Source organism: Alicyclobacillus fodiniaquatilis (assembly GCF_042678105.1).
Classification (GTDB): domain Bacteria; phylum Bacillota; class Bacilli; order Alicyclobacillales; family Alicyclobacillaceae; genus Alicyclobacillus; species Alicyclobacillus fodiniaquatilis.
Genome location: NZ_JBHUCX010000020.1, coordinates 337355 through 354572, shown reverse-complemented (window position 1 = coordinate 354572; position 17218 = coordinate 337355). Strand labels below are relative to the sequence as shown.

Annotated in this window: 16 protein-coding genes; 15 read left to right on the top strand and 1 reads right to left on the bottom strand. The window is 51.8% G+C overall.

Annotated features, from left to right (window positions below):
• The first annotated feature begins 6 nt into the window (after positions 1–6).
• The 15 genes from ACFSB2_RS08005 (at position 7) to ACFSB2_RS07935 (ending at position 16668) form a co-directional block, all read left to right on the top strand.
• Positions 7–498, top strand: a complete 492-nt coding sequence (locus ACFSB2_RS08005) for a YajQ family cyclic di-GMP-binding protein (RefSeq protein WP_377942615.1) — start codon at positions 7–9, stop codon at positions 496–498.
• A 61-nt stretch (positions 499–559) separates the two neighbouring features.
• Positions 560–1138 (top strand): CDP-diacylglycerol--glycerol-3-phosphate 3-phosphatidyltransferase, encoded by a 579-nt coding sequence (gene pgsA / locus ACFSB2_RS08000; RefSeq protein ID WP_377942497.1) that lies wholly within the window; start codon positions 560–562, stop codon positions 1136–1138.
• Between the two features lie 20 nt (positions 1139–1158).
• Positions 1159–2433, top strand: a complete 1275-nt coding sequence (locus ACFSB2_RS07995) for a competence/damage-inducible protein A (protein WP_377942496.1) — start codon at positions 1159–1161, stop codon at positions 2431–2433.
• A gap of 131 nt (positions 2434–2564) precedes the next feature.
• Complete coding sequence (locus ACFSB2_RS07990) at positions 2565–4145, top strand: DEAD/DEAH box helicase (protein ID WP_377942495.1); 1581 nt, start codon at positions 2565–2567, stop codon at positions 4143–4145.
• Positions 4146–4522: 377 nt separating this feature from the next.
• Positions 4523–5584 (top strand): recombinase RecA, encoded by a 1062-nt coding sequence (gene recA / locus ACFSB2_RS07985; RefSeq protein WP_377942494.1) that lies wholly within the window; start codon positions 4523–4525, stop codon positions 5582–5584.
• Positions 5562–6254, top strand: a complete 693-nt coding sequence (locus tag ACFSB2_RS07980; RefSeq protein ID WP_377942493.1) for a regulatory protein RecX — start codon at positions 5562–5564, stop codon at positions 6252–6254. Before recA ends, ACFSB2_RS07980 begins: the two co-directional genes overlap by 23 nt.
• Positions 6255–6374: 120 nt before the next feature.
• Positions 6375–7919: a ribonuclease Y gene (gene rny / locus ACFSB2_RS07975; protein WP_377942492.1), complete on the top strand. Its 1545-nt coding sequence runs from the start codon at positions 6375–6377 to the stop codon at positions 7917–7919.
• A 128-nt stretch (positions 7920–8047) separates the two neighbouring features.
• Positions 8048–8830, top strand: a complete 783-nt coding sequence (locus tag ACFSB2_RS07970; protein WP_377942491.1) for a TIGR00282 family metallophosphoesterase — start codon at positions 8048–8050, stop codon at positions 8828–8830.
• Positions 8831–8929: 99 nt separating this feature from the next.
• Positions 8930–9190, top strand: coding sequence for a stage V sporulation protein S (locus ACFSB2_RS07965; protein WP_377942490.1), 261 nt, complete (start codon positions 8930–8932; stop codon positions 9188–9190).
• A 67-nt stretch (positions 9191–9257) separates the two neighbouring features.
• Positions 9258–10202 (top strand): dipeptidase, encoded by a 945-nt coding sequence (locus ACFSB2_RS07960; RefSeq protein ID WP_377942489.1) that lies wholly within the window; start codon positions 9258–9260, stop codon positions 10200–10202.
• A 281-nt stretch (positions 10203–10483) separates the two neighbouring features.
• Positions 10484–11020, top strand: a complete 537-nt coding sequence (cotE, locus tag ACFSB2_RS07955) for an outer spore coat protein CotE (RefSeq protein WP_377942488.1) — start codon at positions 10484–10486, stop codon at positions 11018–11020.
• 76 nt (positions 11021–11096) lie between these two features.
• Positions 11097–12467, top strand: coding sequence for a YheC/YheD family endospore coat-associated protein (locus ACFSB2_RS07950; protein WP_377942487.1), 1371 nt, complete (start codon positions 11097–11099; stop codon positions 12465–12467).
• 23 nt (positions 12468–12490) lie between these two features.
• The gene (locus ACFSB2_RS07945; RefSeq protein ID WP_377942486.1) at positions 12491–13879 is read left to right on the top strand and encodes a YheC/YheD family endospore coat-associated protein; all 1389 of its coding nucleotides are present in this window, start codon (positions 12491–12493) and stop codon (positions 13877–13879) included.
• A gap of 26 nt (positions 13880–13905) precedes the next feature.
• Positions 13906–15375, top strand: coding sequence for a putative amidoligase domain-containing protein (locus tag ACFSB2_RS07940; RefSeq protein WP_377942485.1), 1470 nt, complete (start codon positions 13906–13908; stop codon positions 15373–15375).
• A 21-nt stretch (positions 15376–15396) separates the two neighbouring features.
• The gene (locus ACFSB2_RS07935; protein WP_377942484.1) at positions 15397–16668 is read left to right on the top strand and encodes a YheC/YheD family endospore coat-associated protein; all 1272 of its coding nucleotides are present in this window, start codon (positions 15397–15399) and stop codon (positions 16666–16668) included.
• Between the two features lie 118 nt (positions 16669–16786).
• Here ACFSB2_RS07935 and ACFSB2_RS07930 read toward each other — a convergent pair whose 3' ends face one another.
• Positions 16787–17038, bottom strand: a complete 252-nt coding sequence (locus ACFSB2_RS07930; protein ID WP_377942614.1) for a hypothetical protein — start codon at positions 17036–17038, stop codon at positions 16787–16789.
• Positions 17039–17218: the final 180 nt, after the last annotated feature.

The following is a 17218-nucleotide window of genomic DNA, read 5'->3' as shown; positions in this document are numbered from 1 at the left end:
GATAGAATGGCTAAAGAAGCATCTTTCGACGTAGTTTCCAAAGTGGATTTGCAAGAAGTGAACAATGCCGTGACACAAGCGCGTCGCGAAATCGAAACGCGGTTTGATTTCAAAGGCAGCAAGAGTGAGATTCGGGTAGAGGACGAAGCGCTGACGCTCATTTCCGATGATGAATACAAGTTGTCACAACTGCTCGACGTACTCCACACCAAACTCATCAAGCGGGATGTTTCGCTCAAAGCTTTAAAACCGGGCAAGATTCAACCTGCCGCCGGGGGGACGGTGCGGCAAGTGTTTACACTCACACAGGGGATAGATCAAACTGTCGCCAAGCAGATCACGAAAGTCATCAAAGATTCAAAAGTAAAGGTACAGGCTCAAATTCAAGGTGATCAGATACGGGTGACCGGCAAGAGTCGCGACGACTTGCAACAAATTATTCAACTGTTGCAAAGTCAAGACTTTGACGCGCCTCTGCAGTTCACGAATTATCGTTGATAAAACAGATGATAACTAAACTAGATGGTGTTGATAATCGCTTGGATGGGGGCGTGAAGTTTTGAATCTGGCTAACCGCATTACGATAGCCAGGATTTTTCTGGTTCCTGTCGTCAGTTTGGTACTCCTCATCCACTACAATTTTTGGTCCATCACGATTAATCAGCAGACGACGACAGGCAGCGAAATCATCGCTGCGCTTATCTTCATTCTCGCAGCAAGCACAGATGGACTGGATGGGTATATTGCGCGCAAACGCCAAATCGTGACCAATTTTGGCAAATTTCTCGATCCACTTGCTGACAAGTTGCTGATATCTGCTGTGCTCATCAGCCTTGTCCAGATGCAGCGAATGCCGGCTTGGGTCGCCATTATCATCATCAGTCGCGAGTTCGCGGTCACTGGCCTCCGGCTTGTGGCGGCGGCGGAGGGAATCGTCATCGCCGCCAGCAAGTTGGCAAAGTGGAAGACGGCGACGCAAATGATTGCAATGGTGGCGCTGATTGTGAACAATTTCCCTTTTTCTGCGCTGGGCTTTCCGTTTGCAGAATTGATGCTGTATATCATGGTGTTAATAACAGTCGTCTCGGGACTTGATTATTTCTTAAAGAACAAAAGCATCATCCGTGTGACAGACTGAAGTACTGGAGATGATGGCGCATGTCAGACGCGTGTCGCGCCGAACTGCTGGCAATCGGTTCGGAGATTTTACTTGGCCAAATTCACAACGCCCATGCACGGTTTATTTCTGCGGAACTTGCCAAACATGGATTGTACGTGTACCATCACGTTGCAGTCGGTGACAATGAAGCACGGATTCAGGCCGCATATCAAACAGCGGTAACGCGGTCCAATGTTGTGATTGTAACGGGGGGCCTCGGTCCCACTGTAGACGATTTGACAAAAGAAGCCTTGGCGGCATTTTTGGCTCGGAAATTGGTTTTATCCAATGAGGCTTTAGCGCAGCTTGAAACATATTTTGCTCATAGACAACGGAAAATGCCAGAAGAGAATCGGAAGCAAGCTTATTGTATTGAAGGTGGCGAATTGATTCCCAATCCCAATGGGACTGCGCCTGGACAATATATCTTTGCGAAGAATGTGCATTTCTTCTTGTTGCCTGGCCCGCCACTTGAAATGCAACCTATGTTGCGGGACTATGTCCTCCCGAAACTATTGGACGTCTTTGGCGGCTCACAGGCGCTCGTTTCTCGTATTTTGCATTTTTGTGGCATTGGCGAATCGGATGTCGATGAACAGGTGCGCGATTTGACAGCGTCTGCGAACCCGACCGTGGCGCCGCTTGCCGGTGAAGGCGAAATGCTTTTGCGCATCACTGCGACCGCAGGGAGTGAAGAAGCGGCAAAAGCGAAAATCGCGCCGATTGAGGCGGACATTCGCAGGCGTTTTGGCTCGTATATCTATGGGGTTGACGATGACACATTGCCAACCGTCGTGGGACGCATGCTGGAGGAACAGCGCGCGACCATCGGCGTAGCGGAAAGTTGTACGGGCGGCATGCTCGCCGCGATGTTTACAGATATTCCTGGTAGCTCAGCTTATTTTCTCGGCGGTATTGTCGCATATGACAACCATGTGAAGGAAGCGCTGCTGGGCGTTCCAGCGAATGTGCTCGAAACAAAGGGCGCGGTATCAGAGGAAACGGCGAAAGCCATGGCAGAAGGCGTCAGATCACGTCTACAGAGTACTTACGGAATTGGCATTACAGGCATTGCAGGTCCAGGGGGCGGCACGGCTGACAAACCAGTCGGCCTTGTCTTTGTCGCTGTCGCAGATGCCAGTGGAACGGAAGTTTTTCGATTGCAATATCGTGTTTCACGTCAGCAGGTGCGTTTGCGTACGTGTAAACAGGCGTTGTGGCGACTGCTTAATCGCATGCAACAACATGCGCCGGAAATCGGGAATTCTCCCTGAATTTTCGGGTTGTGTAGCACGGCGTTTGCAAAAACATGTGGATTTGTCTGGCATTGGAGTCCACTTGCCAGATTCAATGGCGCATGCCATTTTGCAAAACGCTCATGTCTTTGATTCAGAAAGGTGAGATCATGTCAGCATTTGAAGAATTTGAACTACATCGCCGCGTGGCACAGGCGATTCATGATATGGGCTTTGAAGAGCCATCGCCCATTCAAAAAGTATGTATCCCCTTGGTGTTAGAAGGGGTTGATGTGATTGGTCAGGCCCAAACTGGGACTGGGAAGACGGCTGCTTTTGGGATTCCGCTGGTTGATCGCGTCACACAAGATCCGCATGTTCAGGCAATTGTATTGACACCAACGCGTGAATTGGCGATTCAGGTCGCTGGCGAAGTTCGCAAAATCGCAAAATACAAGCGGGTTCGCTCCGTTCCCATCTATGGAGGACAGTCGATTGGTCACCAGATCCGCGCTTTGAAACAAGGTGTGCAGATTGTCATTGGGACGCCTGGCCGCGTGCTCGATCACATTCGCCGCGGCACGCTCAAGTTGAGCCAAGTTCGCACAGTGGTCTTGGACGAGGCGGACGAAATGCTGGATATGGGCTTCATTGAGGACATTGAAAGCATTCTGCGTGAAACGCCAGATGAGCGCCAAACACTGCTTTTCTCCGCAACATTCCCAGCTGAGGTCAAACGACTCTCTGGACGTTATATGAAAGATCCGAAGCATGTGACAGTCAATCGCGGTGAGATGACTGTTCCACGTATTGATCAAGTTTTTTACAAAGTGCTTGAACGCAATAAACTGGAGAGCCTCTGCCGGATTGCGGACAGCGAAGAAGTGCAGTTGGGCATCATTTTCTGCCGCACAAAGCGCGGTGTGGATGAGTTGGTCGAAGCGCTGCTCGCACGCGGCTATCTCGCTGATGGGCTGCATGGCGATTTGAGCCAGGCGCAGCGCGACAGAGTCATGCGGCGTTTTCGCAAGAATGAAATTGAAATGCTGGTCGCGACCGACGTCGCCGCGCGCGGTCTCGATGTGGACGATGTCACACACGTCATCAATTACGATATCCCGCAGGATCCTGAATCCTATGTGCACCGCATCGGTCGGACGGGGCGCGCTGGCAAGCACGGCTTGGCCATCACGCTTGTGACGCCGCGTGAGTTTAAGTTGCTTAAACAAATCGAGCGCGAGACCAAAGCGAGCATGATTTTGCGCGAAGTTCCGTCGCTGGAGGATGTGGCAGAACGCCAAGCGGAAATTTGGCGCAACCGCATCGTCGAAGTGTTGAACGAAGGTGGCCTTGGCCATTATCGCGCGATTCTAGGAAATTTGGTAGATGACTACGATCCGGTGGATCTCGCATCGGCGCTGTTAAAGGTGGCCACCGCTGGCGACGCGCAGCGTCCAGATGGCGAGGACTACGACTTTGGCGATACGGGCGCTCGTCCGGGCATGGTGCGTTTCTTTGTCAATATTGGCCGCACAGCTCGCATGAGCCCAGCAGACTTTGTGCGCGCCATCGCCGACGAAGCGGGTGTGCCTGGCGCAGCCATCGGCCGGATCGACATCTTTGATCGGTTTACGTTTATTGAAGTGGAGCAGGAAAGCGCGCCGTTTGTCTACGAGGCGCTGCGTCAGAGCCGCATCAATGGCACGCGCGTGAACTTGGAACCGGCAAAGCCGCGTGAAGCGCGGCGCTAAACGGTGTCTACGGGCAAGTCGCTTCAGAAGTGAACGTGCTGTCAGCACTTTGCTTGCAACATCTTTGCAATATACCAGGTGTGATACGCAAATGGCTCACCGTGTGGCGGTGAGCCATTTTTTTCGATCACGTTGCAAATTTTTTTGAACGATCATGCGAACAAATGTTTGCATTTGTTGATAGAGTTGATACAATATGATCGAAGGAAGCTAGCAACACTTCGCGAATTGATTATGATATCAAAGTGATTCGAATAAGACCGCTATGCGCGGCGTTTACGCGCCAATCGAACCGTGAGCATTTTTGGGTAACTGAAGCAGCGTGGTTGGTGCAGTCGCAAATGGTGATTATTCTTTCGAAATGAGGATGGTGTCCCATGGGAGAAAAGCGCGCGGCGCTAGAAATGGCCCTGAAACAGATTGAAAAGCAGTTTGGCAAAGGTTCTATCATGCGGCTGGGGGAAGCTTCTGCGTCCATGAATGTGGAAACGGTCTCCACGGGGTCAATTGCACTGGATATCGCACTGGGTGTGGGCGGATTGCCGCGAGGCCGCATCATTGAGGTGTACGGCCCGGAATCGTCAGGTAAGACGACTGTCGCGCTACATACCGTCGCAGAGGTGCAGAAGGCGGGCGGCCAAGCCGCGTTTATCGACGCCGAGCACGCGTTAGATCCAGCCTATGCCCAAAAGCTTGGCGTGAATATCGACGAATTGTTGATTTCACAGCCGGACACCGGTGAACAAGCGCTGGAAATTGCAGAGGCGCTCGTGCGCAGCGGCGCAGTCGATGTGATTGTCATCGACTCTGTCGCGGCCTTGGTTCCGAAAAACGAATTGGAAGGCGACATGGGGGATTCACACGTCGGTCTGCAAGCGAGGTTGATGTCGCAGGCATTGCGCAAGCTCGCGGGCGCCATTAGCAAATCGAAGACCATCGCCATCTTTATCAACCAAATTCGCGAAAAGGTCGGTGTCATGTTCGGCAATCCGGAAACGACGACTGGCGGACGTGCGCTCAAGTTTTATGCCACGGTTCGACTTGAAGTCAGACGCGCCGAATCAATTAAACAAGGCAACGACGTAGTCGGGTCGCGCACGCGCATTAAAGTGGTCAAGAACAAAGTCGCGCCGCCGTTCCGGCAAGCGGATGTCGATATCATGTTCGGTGAAGGGATTTCCCGTGAAGGCAGCCTGGTAGATATGGCGGCGGATATCGACGTGATTCAAAAGAGCGGTGCATGGTACTCGTTCAATGAGGAACGCCTTGGCCAAGGACGGGAGAATGCGAAACAGTTTTTGAAAGAGCATCCAGAAATCGCTGCGCAAATTGAGGCGCAAGTTCGCACACATTATGATGTCCCTTTATCGGAACTGATTGCCGGCGATGTCTCGGAGGATGACCCGGAGGATGTGCTTGAGTTTGGCAACGTTACCTGAACCAAATGAAGATGTGATTGTGGCTCGTGAGCCAGTGATGGGGGACCCGAACGCTGTTCGGGTTCTTTTTCACATTCGTTTGGCGCTTGTCATCGCCATTACGGATTGGGTGGAGCTTGGCCTCAAAGTTGGTCTGCCGGTCGATGCGGATTTATTTGAAGTGTTGACACAGCGTGCGGTCATTCGAGAGGCGGAGAAGCTGGCGCTCACCTACTTGACAGGTCGCGTTCGGACCGCATCGCAAGTTCGGTCGATGTTCAAAAGAAAAGAAGTGGATGATGCGGTCGCCGCCGCCGTCGTCAAACGGTTGCAGGCGCGTAATATCATTGATGATGAGCGCTACGCCACTTGGTTTGTGGAACAGGCTGGCGTCCGCGCTGGGCGACAACAGCTGATGGCAAAGCTATTGCGCCGCGGCATTGAGCGGGAAACGGCAAAACAGGTGATAGACCGACACTTTACGTCAGATGACGAATTGCAGGCCGCGCGATTGATTGCGGAAAAATATTTGCGCAGGCATGGGCGGATCGAAGAATACAAGGACAAAATGAAGCTGTTGCAACACTTGGCGCGCCGCGGTTTTTCTCAAGATGTGGCAATGGAGATTGTGAAAATCATCCAAAATGAGGACGGTAACACGGGTGAGGCATCAAAAGATGTGTTTTCTTGACAGTGATTTGGACGAACACGTACAATAGATCTGCGTATCATTTACGGCCTCTAGCTCGAATCCGTCATACATTGACGCGAACGGTTGGTTTTTCCAACTGGAGCAGGGAGGCATTGCTTTGTGATTCCCATTTGGTTGTGTATTGTCATAGCAGTAATTTGTTTAGCGATTGGCTTAGGGTTTGGCTACCTTGCTCGGCGGTTCATGGCCGAGTCCAAAATTGGCACCGCGGAAGTGCGTGCTTTGCAGATTATAGAGTCAGCACAACGAGACGTAGAGGCAAGACGCAAAGAAGCAGTTTTGGAAGCAAAAGAGGAAACACATCGGATTCGTCAAGAGGCGGATAAAGAGCTGCGGGAGCGACGCAACGAACTGCAGCGACTTGAGCGCCGTGTTCTTCAAAAAGAGGAATCGCTTGATCGCAAGTTGGAAGTGCAAGAGCAAAAAGCAGAGGAACTACGCAAAGACGAACAGTCATTGCAAGGTTTAAAGGCTGAAATTGAGTCACTGCGCTTGGAGCAGGTTCGCGAATTGGAACGTGTTTCTGGCTTGACGCGGGAAAGCGCGCGCGAGCTCATCATCAGTCAGATGGAGCGCGAGACGCGGCATGACGCGGCAGTGATGGTCAAACAAATTGAGCAAGAGGCAAAACGGGATGCCGAGCGGAGAGCGCGAGATATCATCGCGAGTGCAGTTCAACGTTGCGCTGCGGATCACGCTTCGGAAATCACCGTATCGGTTGTAAATTTGCCTAACGATGAAATGAAGGGACGTATTATTGGCCGCGAGGGCCGGAATATTCGTACCTTGGAAACGCTGACGGGCATTGACTTGATTATTGATGATACGCCTGAGGCCGTCATTTTATCCGGGTTTGATCCGATTCGCCGTGAGATTGCACGCGTTGCATTGGAGCGACTGGTCGCTGACGGGCGCATTCATCCAGCGCGGATCGAAGAAATGGTGGAGAAAGCGCGGCGAGATATTGATGACCTCGTTCGCGAAGAAGGTGAGCAAGCGACCTTTGACAGCAATGTGCATGGATTGCATCCGGATTTGGTCAAATTGCTTGGCCGTTTGAAATTCCGTACAAGTTATGGACAAAACGTACTCAAGCATTCAATTGAAGTGGCTCATTTGGCGGGCATGATGGCTGCGGAGCTGGGGTTGGATGTCGCCCTTGCAAGACGCGGTGGTCTGTTACACGATGTCGGTAAAGCCATTACGCACGAAGTAGAAGGTTCACACGTGGAAATTGGTGTGGATTTAGCAAAACGTTACAAGGAACATCCAATTGTCATTAATGCCATTGCTGCGCACCACGGGGATGTGGAATTTTCTTCTCCAGTGTCAGTCATTGTGGCGGCTGCAGATGCCATTTCTGCTGCACGTCCAGGAGCACGTCGTGAAACGCTGGAAATTTACATGAAGCGTTTGGAGAAGCTTGAATCGATTGCAGAGTCTTTTTCTGGTGTCGAAAAGAGCTACGCCATTCAGGCAGGGCGTGAAATTCGCATCATTGTGAAACCGGAATTAATTGATGATGCTGAGTCATTTTTGGTGGCAAAGGAGATATCCAAAAAGATTGAAAACGAACTGGATTACCCAGGTCAGATTAAAGTGACTGTCATTCGAGAAACTAGAGCCGTGGAATACGCAAAATAGAGTAGCCAACAGGCTGCTCTATTTTTCTATCGTGGGCGAGTTTTGTAAAAATTCCGTCAGGCTCGTTTGTCGTGATAGCAGAAGCATGTTGTTTGAAGCATAGACGGATTGTGGAAAGGGACTATGTGATGAAAGTGATATTTCTTGGCGATATCGTGGGGGAACCTGGTTGTCGTTTTGCAGCTGAGACACTGTCAGAGATCTTGCCACTCCATCAGCCAGATTTGGTGATAGCAAATGGAGAAAATGCGACAAAAGGACGCGGATTATCGCAAAAGACGGTTGAATCGCTGTATGACGCTGGCGTCGAGATCGTGACAATGGGGAACCATACATGGGATCAACGCGAAATTTTGCGTTTTATCGACAGTGATGAACGTATCGTTCGTCCGGCAAATTATCCGGTGGACACACCAGGGCGCGGCTATACGATTTGTAAAGTGAACCAGCGCAAAGTCTTGATCATCAACGTCATGGGACGTACGTTTTTAAGCCAGTTGGATTGCCCCTTCAATGCGGTCGAGCGCATTTTGGCGGAACATTCCGATATATGTCATGTCATTATCGACATGCATGCTGAGGTGACTTCGGAAAAACTCGGCATGGGTTGGGCTTTTGCAGGAAAAGTGTCGGCTGTGCTCGGTACACACACGCATGTGCCAACTGCGGATGCCACGATTTTGCCAGGCGGAACGGCGTATATTACGGATGTGGGTATGGTCGGGCCGCGCGACGGCATTTTAGGCATGAATCGGACACAGGTGATTCAGCGCATGCGCACGCAAATGCCGACACGTTTTGAAGTCGCAGATGGAGCCAATCAATTTTGTGCGGTTCTGTTTGAACTGGATGACGAAACGGGGCGCGCCAAACACATTGAGTCGCTGAATCGATTCGAGCCGCATCAGTAGTTTTTCTTCTCTTGTCCCTTCTGTTGGCATAAAAGGACAGTGTGTGAAATATCGATATAGTGTCCTACTGCCGAAGGGGATAGAGGAGGTCATTTCATCGTGGATGTGTTAAAGGTCTCGGCTAAGTCAAATCCGAATTCAGTCGCGGGTGCTTTGGCAGGGGTATTGCGTGAGCAAGGAAGCGCTGAAATTCAGGCGATTGGAGCAGGCGCTTTAAATCAGGCCGTTAAAGCGGTCGCCATTGCCAGGGGATTTGTCGCGCCAAGTGGCGTTGATTTGATTTGTATTCCAGCGTTTACGGACATTCAAATCGACGGGGAGGATCGGACGGCCATTCGCCTGTTGATTGAACCGCGCTGAGCAACGGTCGAATTTTACGTGCGCGTGAGCGCCATGCGTAAAGGTCGAATGGAAAGGAGCAGCTTTGATGAACCAATTCCATGTAGCCGATGCACATGTAGATGTGTTAATGAAGCTCTGTGGTTCGGATATTTCATTTCAGGCAGATGACCAGCGGCTTCAAGCAAATTTTCCATCTTTGACGGCTGGGGGTGTGGCCACACAGGTGTTTGCGCTGTTTGTGTCGCCCGACGCAGATGCGGGGACGCAACTTCACAATGTGTTGCTTGAACTAGCGGCATTTTATGAGCAGGTGGCGACGCTGCCCAATATCCGTCACATCACATCGCGCAGCGATTTGCGCACCGCGCGGCAACAGCATCAAATGGCGGCGCTTCTGTCTCTTGAGGGAGGCGGCTGTTTGCGCGGGCAGGTTGAAATTTTACACATGCTGCATCATCTCGGCGTGCGGGGGATGGGCCTGACATGGAATGACGCCAACGAGTTGGCTGATGGATGTGGGGAACTGCGCGGCGGCGGTTTGACCCGGGCAGGTCGCGCCGTGGTTCGTGAATTGCAGCGGATGGCGATGTGGATTGATTTGGCGCATTTGCATGATGCGGGTGTGCGAGATATTCTTCGCTTCACGGATGGCCCCGTGATGGCCTCCCACGCAAATGCACGAGCTGTACATGCGCACAGGCGCAATCTCACGGACGATGTCATTCGTGAGATCATTCGCCGCGATGGTTGGCTGGGGTTGACGTTTGAAGCGAGTTTTTTGAGTGACAAGCCAGCTAGTAGCGACGATGTCTTACGCCATTTGGATCACGTTTTGGAACTGGGCGGCGCCCGCCACGTCGGTTTTGGTTCAGATTTTGATGGAACCTCCAACCCTGTCGCAGGACTGTCCGAAAGCCGAGACTATGCCCAACTGGCGCAATCCATCAGGGAACGATACGGAAATGAACTGGCGCACCGAATTCTATTTGACAATTTTGAAGCGTTTTTGCTGCGGCAATTGCCCGCGTAGTCCGCATGATCCACCGCTTATAGGCCAAAGAGGCGCTCCTTCACAGGGGGCGCTTTTTTTGTTGCCAAGCCTAACTTCGTTTTTCGGGCGATGATATGATGCGCACCCATTTAGGCAATCGCATAGGATGTGCTGTGGTAGCGATTAGGCGATATGCCGACACGGGCGAGGTGGCACGGCGTTCACCACTTTTCCTCGACTCGCATACCGATACAGTATGAAACCCGGGCTGATGCCTTTGGTGATGACGCGTCGGGTTAAACTTCAGAGGAGGTTGCCGCATGGTGCTCTCAAGTAAAGATCTTGGCTATCGTGAAATCATGGCGAGCGCGGTTTGCGGTCGGGGCAGCAAGTACGCACAGACAACGTATACAGTGCGCCCTACGCACCGTCCAAGCACAATCGGTGGTTGCTGGGTGATGAACCACATTTACGAAGCTGAATTGATTGGCGATTATGTCGAAGTACACGGGCGCTTCGATGTCAACGTGTGGTATTCGTACAACAACAACTCGGACACGGCTGTGGCGAAGGAAACTGTGACCTATGTCGAGCAGATTGCCCTTCACGATCTCGATACAGATTGTGTGCGTGACACGCGTGAAGTAGAAGTTCGCGTGTTGCAAAACCCGAATTGTCTTGATGCAACGTTGACTGGGAATGGATCAGAGGTGCTGGTTCGGGTAGAGAAAGAGCTCGGTGTGGAAATCATCGGCAAGACAAAATTGTGTGTTGTGACCGCTGAGTTGGTCGAGAAAAAAGACGAAGACTTCTTCGAAGAGGAAAGTGTACTGGAAGAAGTCGAGATCGAAGACTGAACAAATCAATTGGTGGATTGAAAATGGGGCGTGATGCGCCCCATTTCTCATTGTATGACTTCGAGGAGGGACCAGTATGCGAGTTCGCGTTCAAATCAGTCAATCGTTACACGGACGCAGTGTGCAACTGCGTGGTTTTTCTCTTGGCAATAAAAATGTAACTGAGCTGATATTCGGAAATCTCGTGTGTGCTGTGAACGCGACGGCGAATAGGGCGCTGGAGAGAGAAAAACCGATTTTGGTGTTGTCTCCATCCGTGGCGAACGCATTTGGACTGACTGCGGACACAGACTTGCATCTGGTCCAGCACGGCAGCGTTTGGCGACTGGGCCCCGTCCTCGGTCTGTACGTGGATAGACTGCCATCCAAGGATAGGCCATTTGGCGAACAGACACATATGTTTGAGGAATTGACTACATACGGACAGGCAATGGGGGTGCATGTCGTGATTTTATCTCCAGGTGATGTCGCGCAGCGACGGGTCATGCATTTTGATAGCGCGAGAAAAACCTGGCGAAATCATGAACGAATTTTCCCGGATATTGTCATCCGCCGTTCTGGTTCGTTTGCCAAACTGAATGCGCAAAAGGCGCAACGCGAGTTGCAGCAATTACAAGAAAAAGGGCGGTTGTACACATTGCCGCGCGCGAGCAGCAACAAATGGACATTGTACCAGGTGCTTAGTGTCGAAACATCTTTGCGCCCGTTTTTGCCGCGAACAACACTTTGCACGTCAGGGCGAGACTTGTATCGGATGGTGATGGCGCGCAAAGACGTGTATCTCAAACCACCTGGCGGCGCGCAGGGGATATCCATCTATCATGTGCAACAAAATGGAAACCGGACCAAAGTGCAATGGGAGAAACGCAAGGTTTCACGCAACACAGAGCGCTACACAAATGTGTTTCAACCGCAGACAGAACTGAAGAAAGCCCTTTTGTCCACACAGGATGAATTTGTTGGTTTCTGGCGACGAACTGGTATGCGGCGTTGTATTGTCCAGGACACGGTGCAATTGCCGCGTTTGAACGATTCACCCTTTGATTTTCGCTGGTTAGTGCAAGCGAGCGACAACCCAGAGGTGATTGCTCGGGTGGCGCGTATTGGCCAAAAGAATGCCATTACGACCAATATTCACACAGGTGGACAGGCGAAAAAAGCGGAGGATCTCATCGAGCAGGCAGTTGGCAAGGACAAAACGACACGCTACATCCAGCAAATGGACGACATTGCCATGACCGTGGTGCGCACACTCGCCAAACGTTACGGCGCATTCGCAGAGGTCGGCATCGATTTGGCCATCTCCACGTCAGGAGACATCTATATATTCGAAATAAACCCTACACCTGGAAGGCGCATGTTGCGCATGCTTTCCCCGGACACTCGTCGTCTGTCACTTGACTCGATGCTTGAATATGCTATCAGGGCAACGGGATACGGTGGGTGAGACGTGGAAAGGGGGCGGACAGGATGGAAGGGGAACAAATTGAACTTAGTGTACACACGTTTCATAGCGCAATACCCCTCTTGCGCGTTAATCCTTTATTCCATAAATCGAGAGATCTACTCCAATTGCCAAAAGTGGAGTGTACGCACGGATCGCGAAAGATTCTTTTGACCTGCGTGCTGGATATGAACTTGCGGCAAGGCGAATTTGCCTTGAGTGAATCGGCAGCAAAGGCTTTGCGTTTGACGGAATACACGTGGCGGATGCCCGCGCAAATTTTGCCGCAAGGCGTGAGATTCGGTCCGCTCATTGGCATTCTTTCCAATCCGCTCTGGGACAGGGAAAAACGCACGCTGAAGCAAACCAAACAACTGCCTGCTTTGAAACGACTGGTTGAGGCAGGCAGAACGCATGGTGCGGTTTGTTTTCTGTTTCGCATGAGCGATGTCAATCTGCGATCCGGTACAGTACGCGGCTATGTGCTCCATGAGGGGCGCTGGCATCGTCGCGATTTGCCAATGCCGGATGTGATCTACGACCAACTTGTCTCGCGCAAGTTGGAACGTGATCCAAATGTTCAAGAAAAGCGCCAAGCGTTGACGAAGCGATATAAAGAAAAATTTTTCAACGATGGATTCTTTGACAAGTGGCAGATTTACGAGTGGCTCAAAGAGAGCGTGGATGTCAAAGCGCATTTGCCCAGAACGGTTCGCCACACGACGATGGAAAAAGCCATTGCGTTTCTGAATACGCACAGTGTCAGTTTTCTCAAACCTTTACACGGAAGTCTAGGACTTGGCATCGCGCGTTTTGTCAGACAGCGCGACGGCAGCGTCATTTACGAGCAGAAGCAGAAGACGTCGTCTGTGCTGCGGGGCAAGGCGAGTTCCAGCGAGCGCGCCCTTGAAACTTTTCGCACGCGTTTGAAGCAACGGCCGTATATTTGGCAAGAGGGATTACCGCTCGCAACTTACGAGCATCGTCCGCTTGACATCAGAATCCTGATGCAGCGCGATCACACTGGTGAATGGAAGCGAACCAAAATGTTTGCGAGGGTAGCCAAGAGTGGAGACTTTACATCGAATTTGACGGCAGGCGGCGATGCGATGCCTGTGGATGACGCAATTGCCCAGTGTTTGCCGAAACAAGAGCAGAAAAATCGCGCAAAGTCGCAGATTCGACGCTTGTCACAACAAATTGTCGACGCAGTAGAGAAGCAGTCGGGAAAGCAGTTTGGGGAATTGGGGATCGATTTGGGCTTAGATACTTCAGGAAAGGTGTGGGTCATTGAGGTCAATTCCAAACCGCGCAAGACCCCGACGACGGAGAAAGGACGTCAGGATTTGGTGGATTTATCCTTTGAACGTCCTATTCGATATGCCATCTATCTCGCCACGTCGACATCGAAATAGACCGTAGAGAAAGGAGGATGTCGAGTATGGCGTACTACTTGTTACATCGCAACCAGCCATCTGCAAAGCGCCTAGTCACACAATTGTCTCGCCTTTCCAACTATGTGTCGACCAATGTCGTATCAGAATCTGATGTGTTGGTGCGCTGGGGTGCTACGGAGGAGAGCGATCCGGCGCAAGGGATGGTACTCAATTCGAAAGATGCGATTGCGCGCATTGCCTCGCGAAATACCATGGCCAAGTTCTTGCGTCGTGTCGGCGTTCGCGTGGCGCCGAGATCGAGCAAGAACGGCGGCGTGACCAGTTTTAGCCGACAATATCGCATTCCGATGTTTGAATTGATGCCCATTGGGTGCTTTCGATCCGATTCTGGCGCGAGTTGGACGCAAGCGCGCATTTCGCGGTTGCAACCTTCCTTTCAAGAAATCTCGCTGACTGGGGATAAGCAAACCAGGCGCGCTGTCTTTTTGGCCACGCGCACGCTGCATGCGCTTGGGTTGGATTTTGGCATGGTGAGCATCGGTGTGGGCCCGAAAGGGGCCTTACACGTGTTGGATGTCACAGCGACCCCGGTGTTAGAGGGGCGGATGCTGGAAGTTTATAAAGAAGCGATGAACGCGTTTATGGAGCGAGAGGAACGCGCGCGTTACAGCGGTGCGAGCACATTGATGTTGGGAACCGACGTGGAAGTGATGCTGCAAAATGCGCAAGGAAAGATGGTGTTGGCAAGCAACTATTTTACACGCAAAGGGCGTGTAGGCTGTGATGATCGAAGTGTCAATTTTGACGGCAAACGTCTGCCTTTGATGGAACTGCGTCCATTGCCGGACAGCAGTCCGAACGGACTCTTGAACAACTTGCGGGCGACGATGCGTGAGGCCAGTGAGCGAATTGGGCGGCCGCTCGTTCGCTGGCGCGCAGGTAGCATGCCATTTCGACCGTACTGCACGGGTGGACATATTCACTTTTCTGGTGTGCCTTTCTCCAGTCGCCTAGTCAAAGCGTTGGACAACTATCTAGGCTTGATGATGATGGCCGTGGAAGATCGAAAAACGGCAGCTTTGCGCAGGCCGAAATACGGTTATTTGGGGGACATTCGCCACAAGGATTACGGCGGGTTCGAGTACCGCACGCCTGGGAGTTTTGTGTGCAGCCGCGACGCCACCGTCGCCGCTTTTCATCTGGCGCATTTTATCGCGGCAGAACATCGGAATTTGCCGATTCCGGACTTATATTCATCCCATTCGCAATTCGCTTTTTATGATGGGCATTTATCGCAATTGCGCCCTTTGATTCTTCGCAATATCGAAACAGTTCGCCAGCATGCTGCATACAGTCAATATCGTGAGTATGTCGAACCGCTATTTGCCATGATTGAGCAGGGGCGTACTTGGGATGAAAGCAAGGATGTTCGCGTAGAGTGGAACATCCCCCTCACAACGCTTCGGCGCAAACAGGTGAAAAGAACGAGGCGTGTTCGGGTGACAGGTTCTTGACGAGGAAGAGGGGTCGCTGTTGTGAACCGTGTAATCAACGCAGAACTGATGTGGCTTCATTCAAATGGGGAAATTGAATTGGTCGTTCGCCCGGTGGGTGAAACACGGGGGAGAGCATGGCCGGCGACGGCACGTTTCGCTAGCGGTGGTCTACCTGTGCGCATTGTCTCCTCAGCGGTGCGCGAGACCGTCATCTACCGGTTTCCGACGACATTGACCATGACATCGAATGGGGCAAGATTGGGAGAAGTGTACGCGATATTGGCGGGGGAGAGCAAAGAGGGTTTCACTGGCGCCCGCCTCAACTTTCGCGACATCATCGCGCTTGGACGCCAAAAACGCGTATTTTTGTACGTGGTGCCAACGGATCAAGTGACCAGCAACCCCAAGTGGCAGGGGTACGTGCGTTTGGGGACGAGACGGTGGATGAGTGTCCCTTGCCCACCGCCGCAAGCGGTTTACAACCGCATACCAAATCGTTTGTTGGAACGGCGTCCAAGCGCTGTGCAGGCGCGCCAACTGTTGGCCAATCAAAACATTCCGCTGTTTAACCCAGAATACTTTAGTAAATCAAAGATCTATGAGATGCTGATTGAGGGCGGGATGGCTGATTTTTTACCAGACACAGTTTCTCAATTGACACAAGCGGACTTATACGCAATGTTGTATAAGCATATGGCCGTTTATTTGAAGCCGTCAGGCGGCAGTGTCGGACACGGCATGTTGCGCATTGAAGCCAACAAGGGAAAATGGGCGGTTTTTGTGCTGAAGCATGGCCGGACGACACAATTTATTTGTGAATCATTGGAAGATGTGTGGCAGACGGTCTGCCGCCAGCGCGTGCCAGGCAAGTACGTGATCCAGCAAGCCATCCGTACGCTTGAATATCGTGGCCAGTCGTGTGATTTTCGCGTGCTGCTGCAAAAGCGGTCCGGTGCTTGGGAAATGGTGGGGCGCGGTGTTCGAGTCAGCGGCGCAGGGACCATCACCACGCATGTGCCCAACGGCGGCTCCATTGCAGATGCGAATGTCGTGCTGGCAGGGGCGTTTGGCGCCGAAGCTTTGCGGGTGGGGCGGAATTTGGAGCAGGCGGTCGTGCGCGCGGCGGTACTTATCGATCAGCGGTACGGTGGGAATTTGGGAGAGATGTCCATGGACATCGGCATTGACGAACGTGGGCAACCCTGGTTCTTCGAGGCCAACGCCAAACCGATGAAATTTGATGAACCGGATATCCGCAAAAAATCTCTAGAAGGCGTGCTGCAGCAATTGCATGAACGCGCGTTCAAGTGATGCTTGATACGCTGGAATTGGTTGCGTTATCAAGCTGGGATCGACAATATAAAAAAGAAGTCTGAGCCAACAAGTAAAGTGCGGCTCAGACTTTTTTTCATGAAATGACGTATCTGGATTAAACCAGCGGCCAAGGCAGCGCAAAACGCTGTTTACCCTTGGTGATCATCCGGATTTGGTGGAACGGGATATAATGCCAGCGTTTGTCGTACACGAGCAACGCCTGATGTGTGCGCACGAACTGATCAATATCTGGCAGATCACTGGCGAAGGAAAGCTTGTCCGGCGCGACAACGGGGCCGTCCAAACATGGTTCCTGATGAATCAAATGCACTTCAAACGTGGGGATATTCAACTTGTCCGACAACACCAACGCCTCCATTATTTCCTCGTGAGACACTTCATATATTATGGTATTATGTTGGGATAGACCGCCATGCGTGATACGCTCGTGCCAGCATCACGAAAATGCCAGTCAATCGAGGCATCGCGGATGGCGCATACGAAGGTGATCACTGATATTCAGGATAAATGTGTGATCACAATCTTG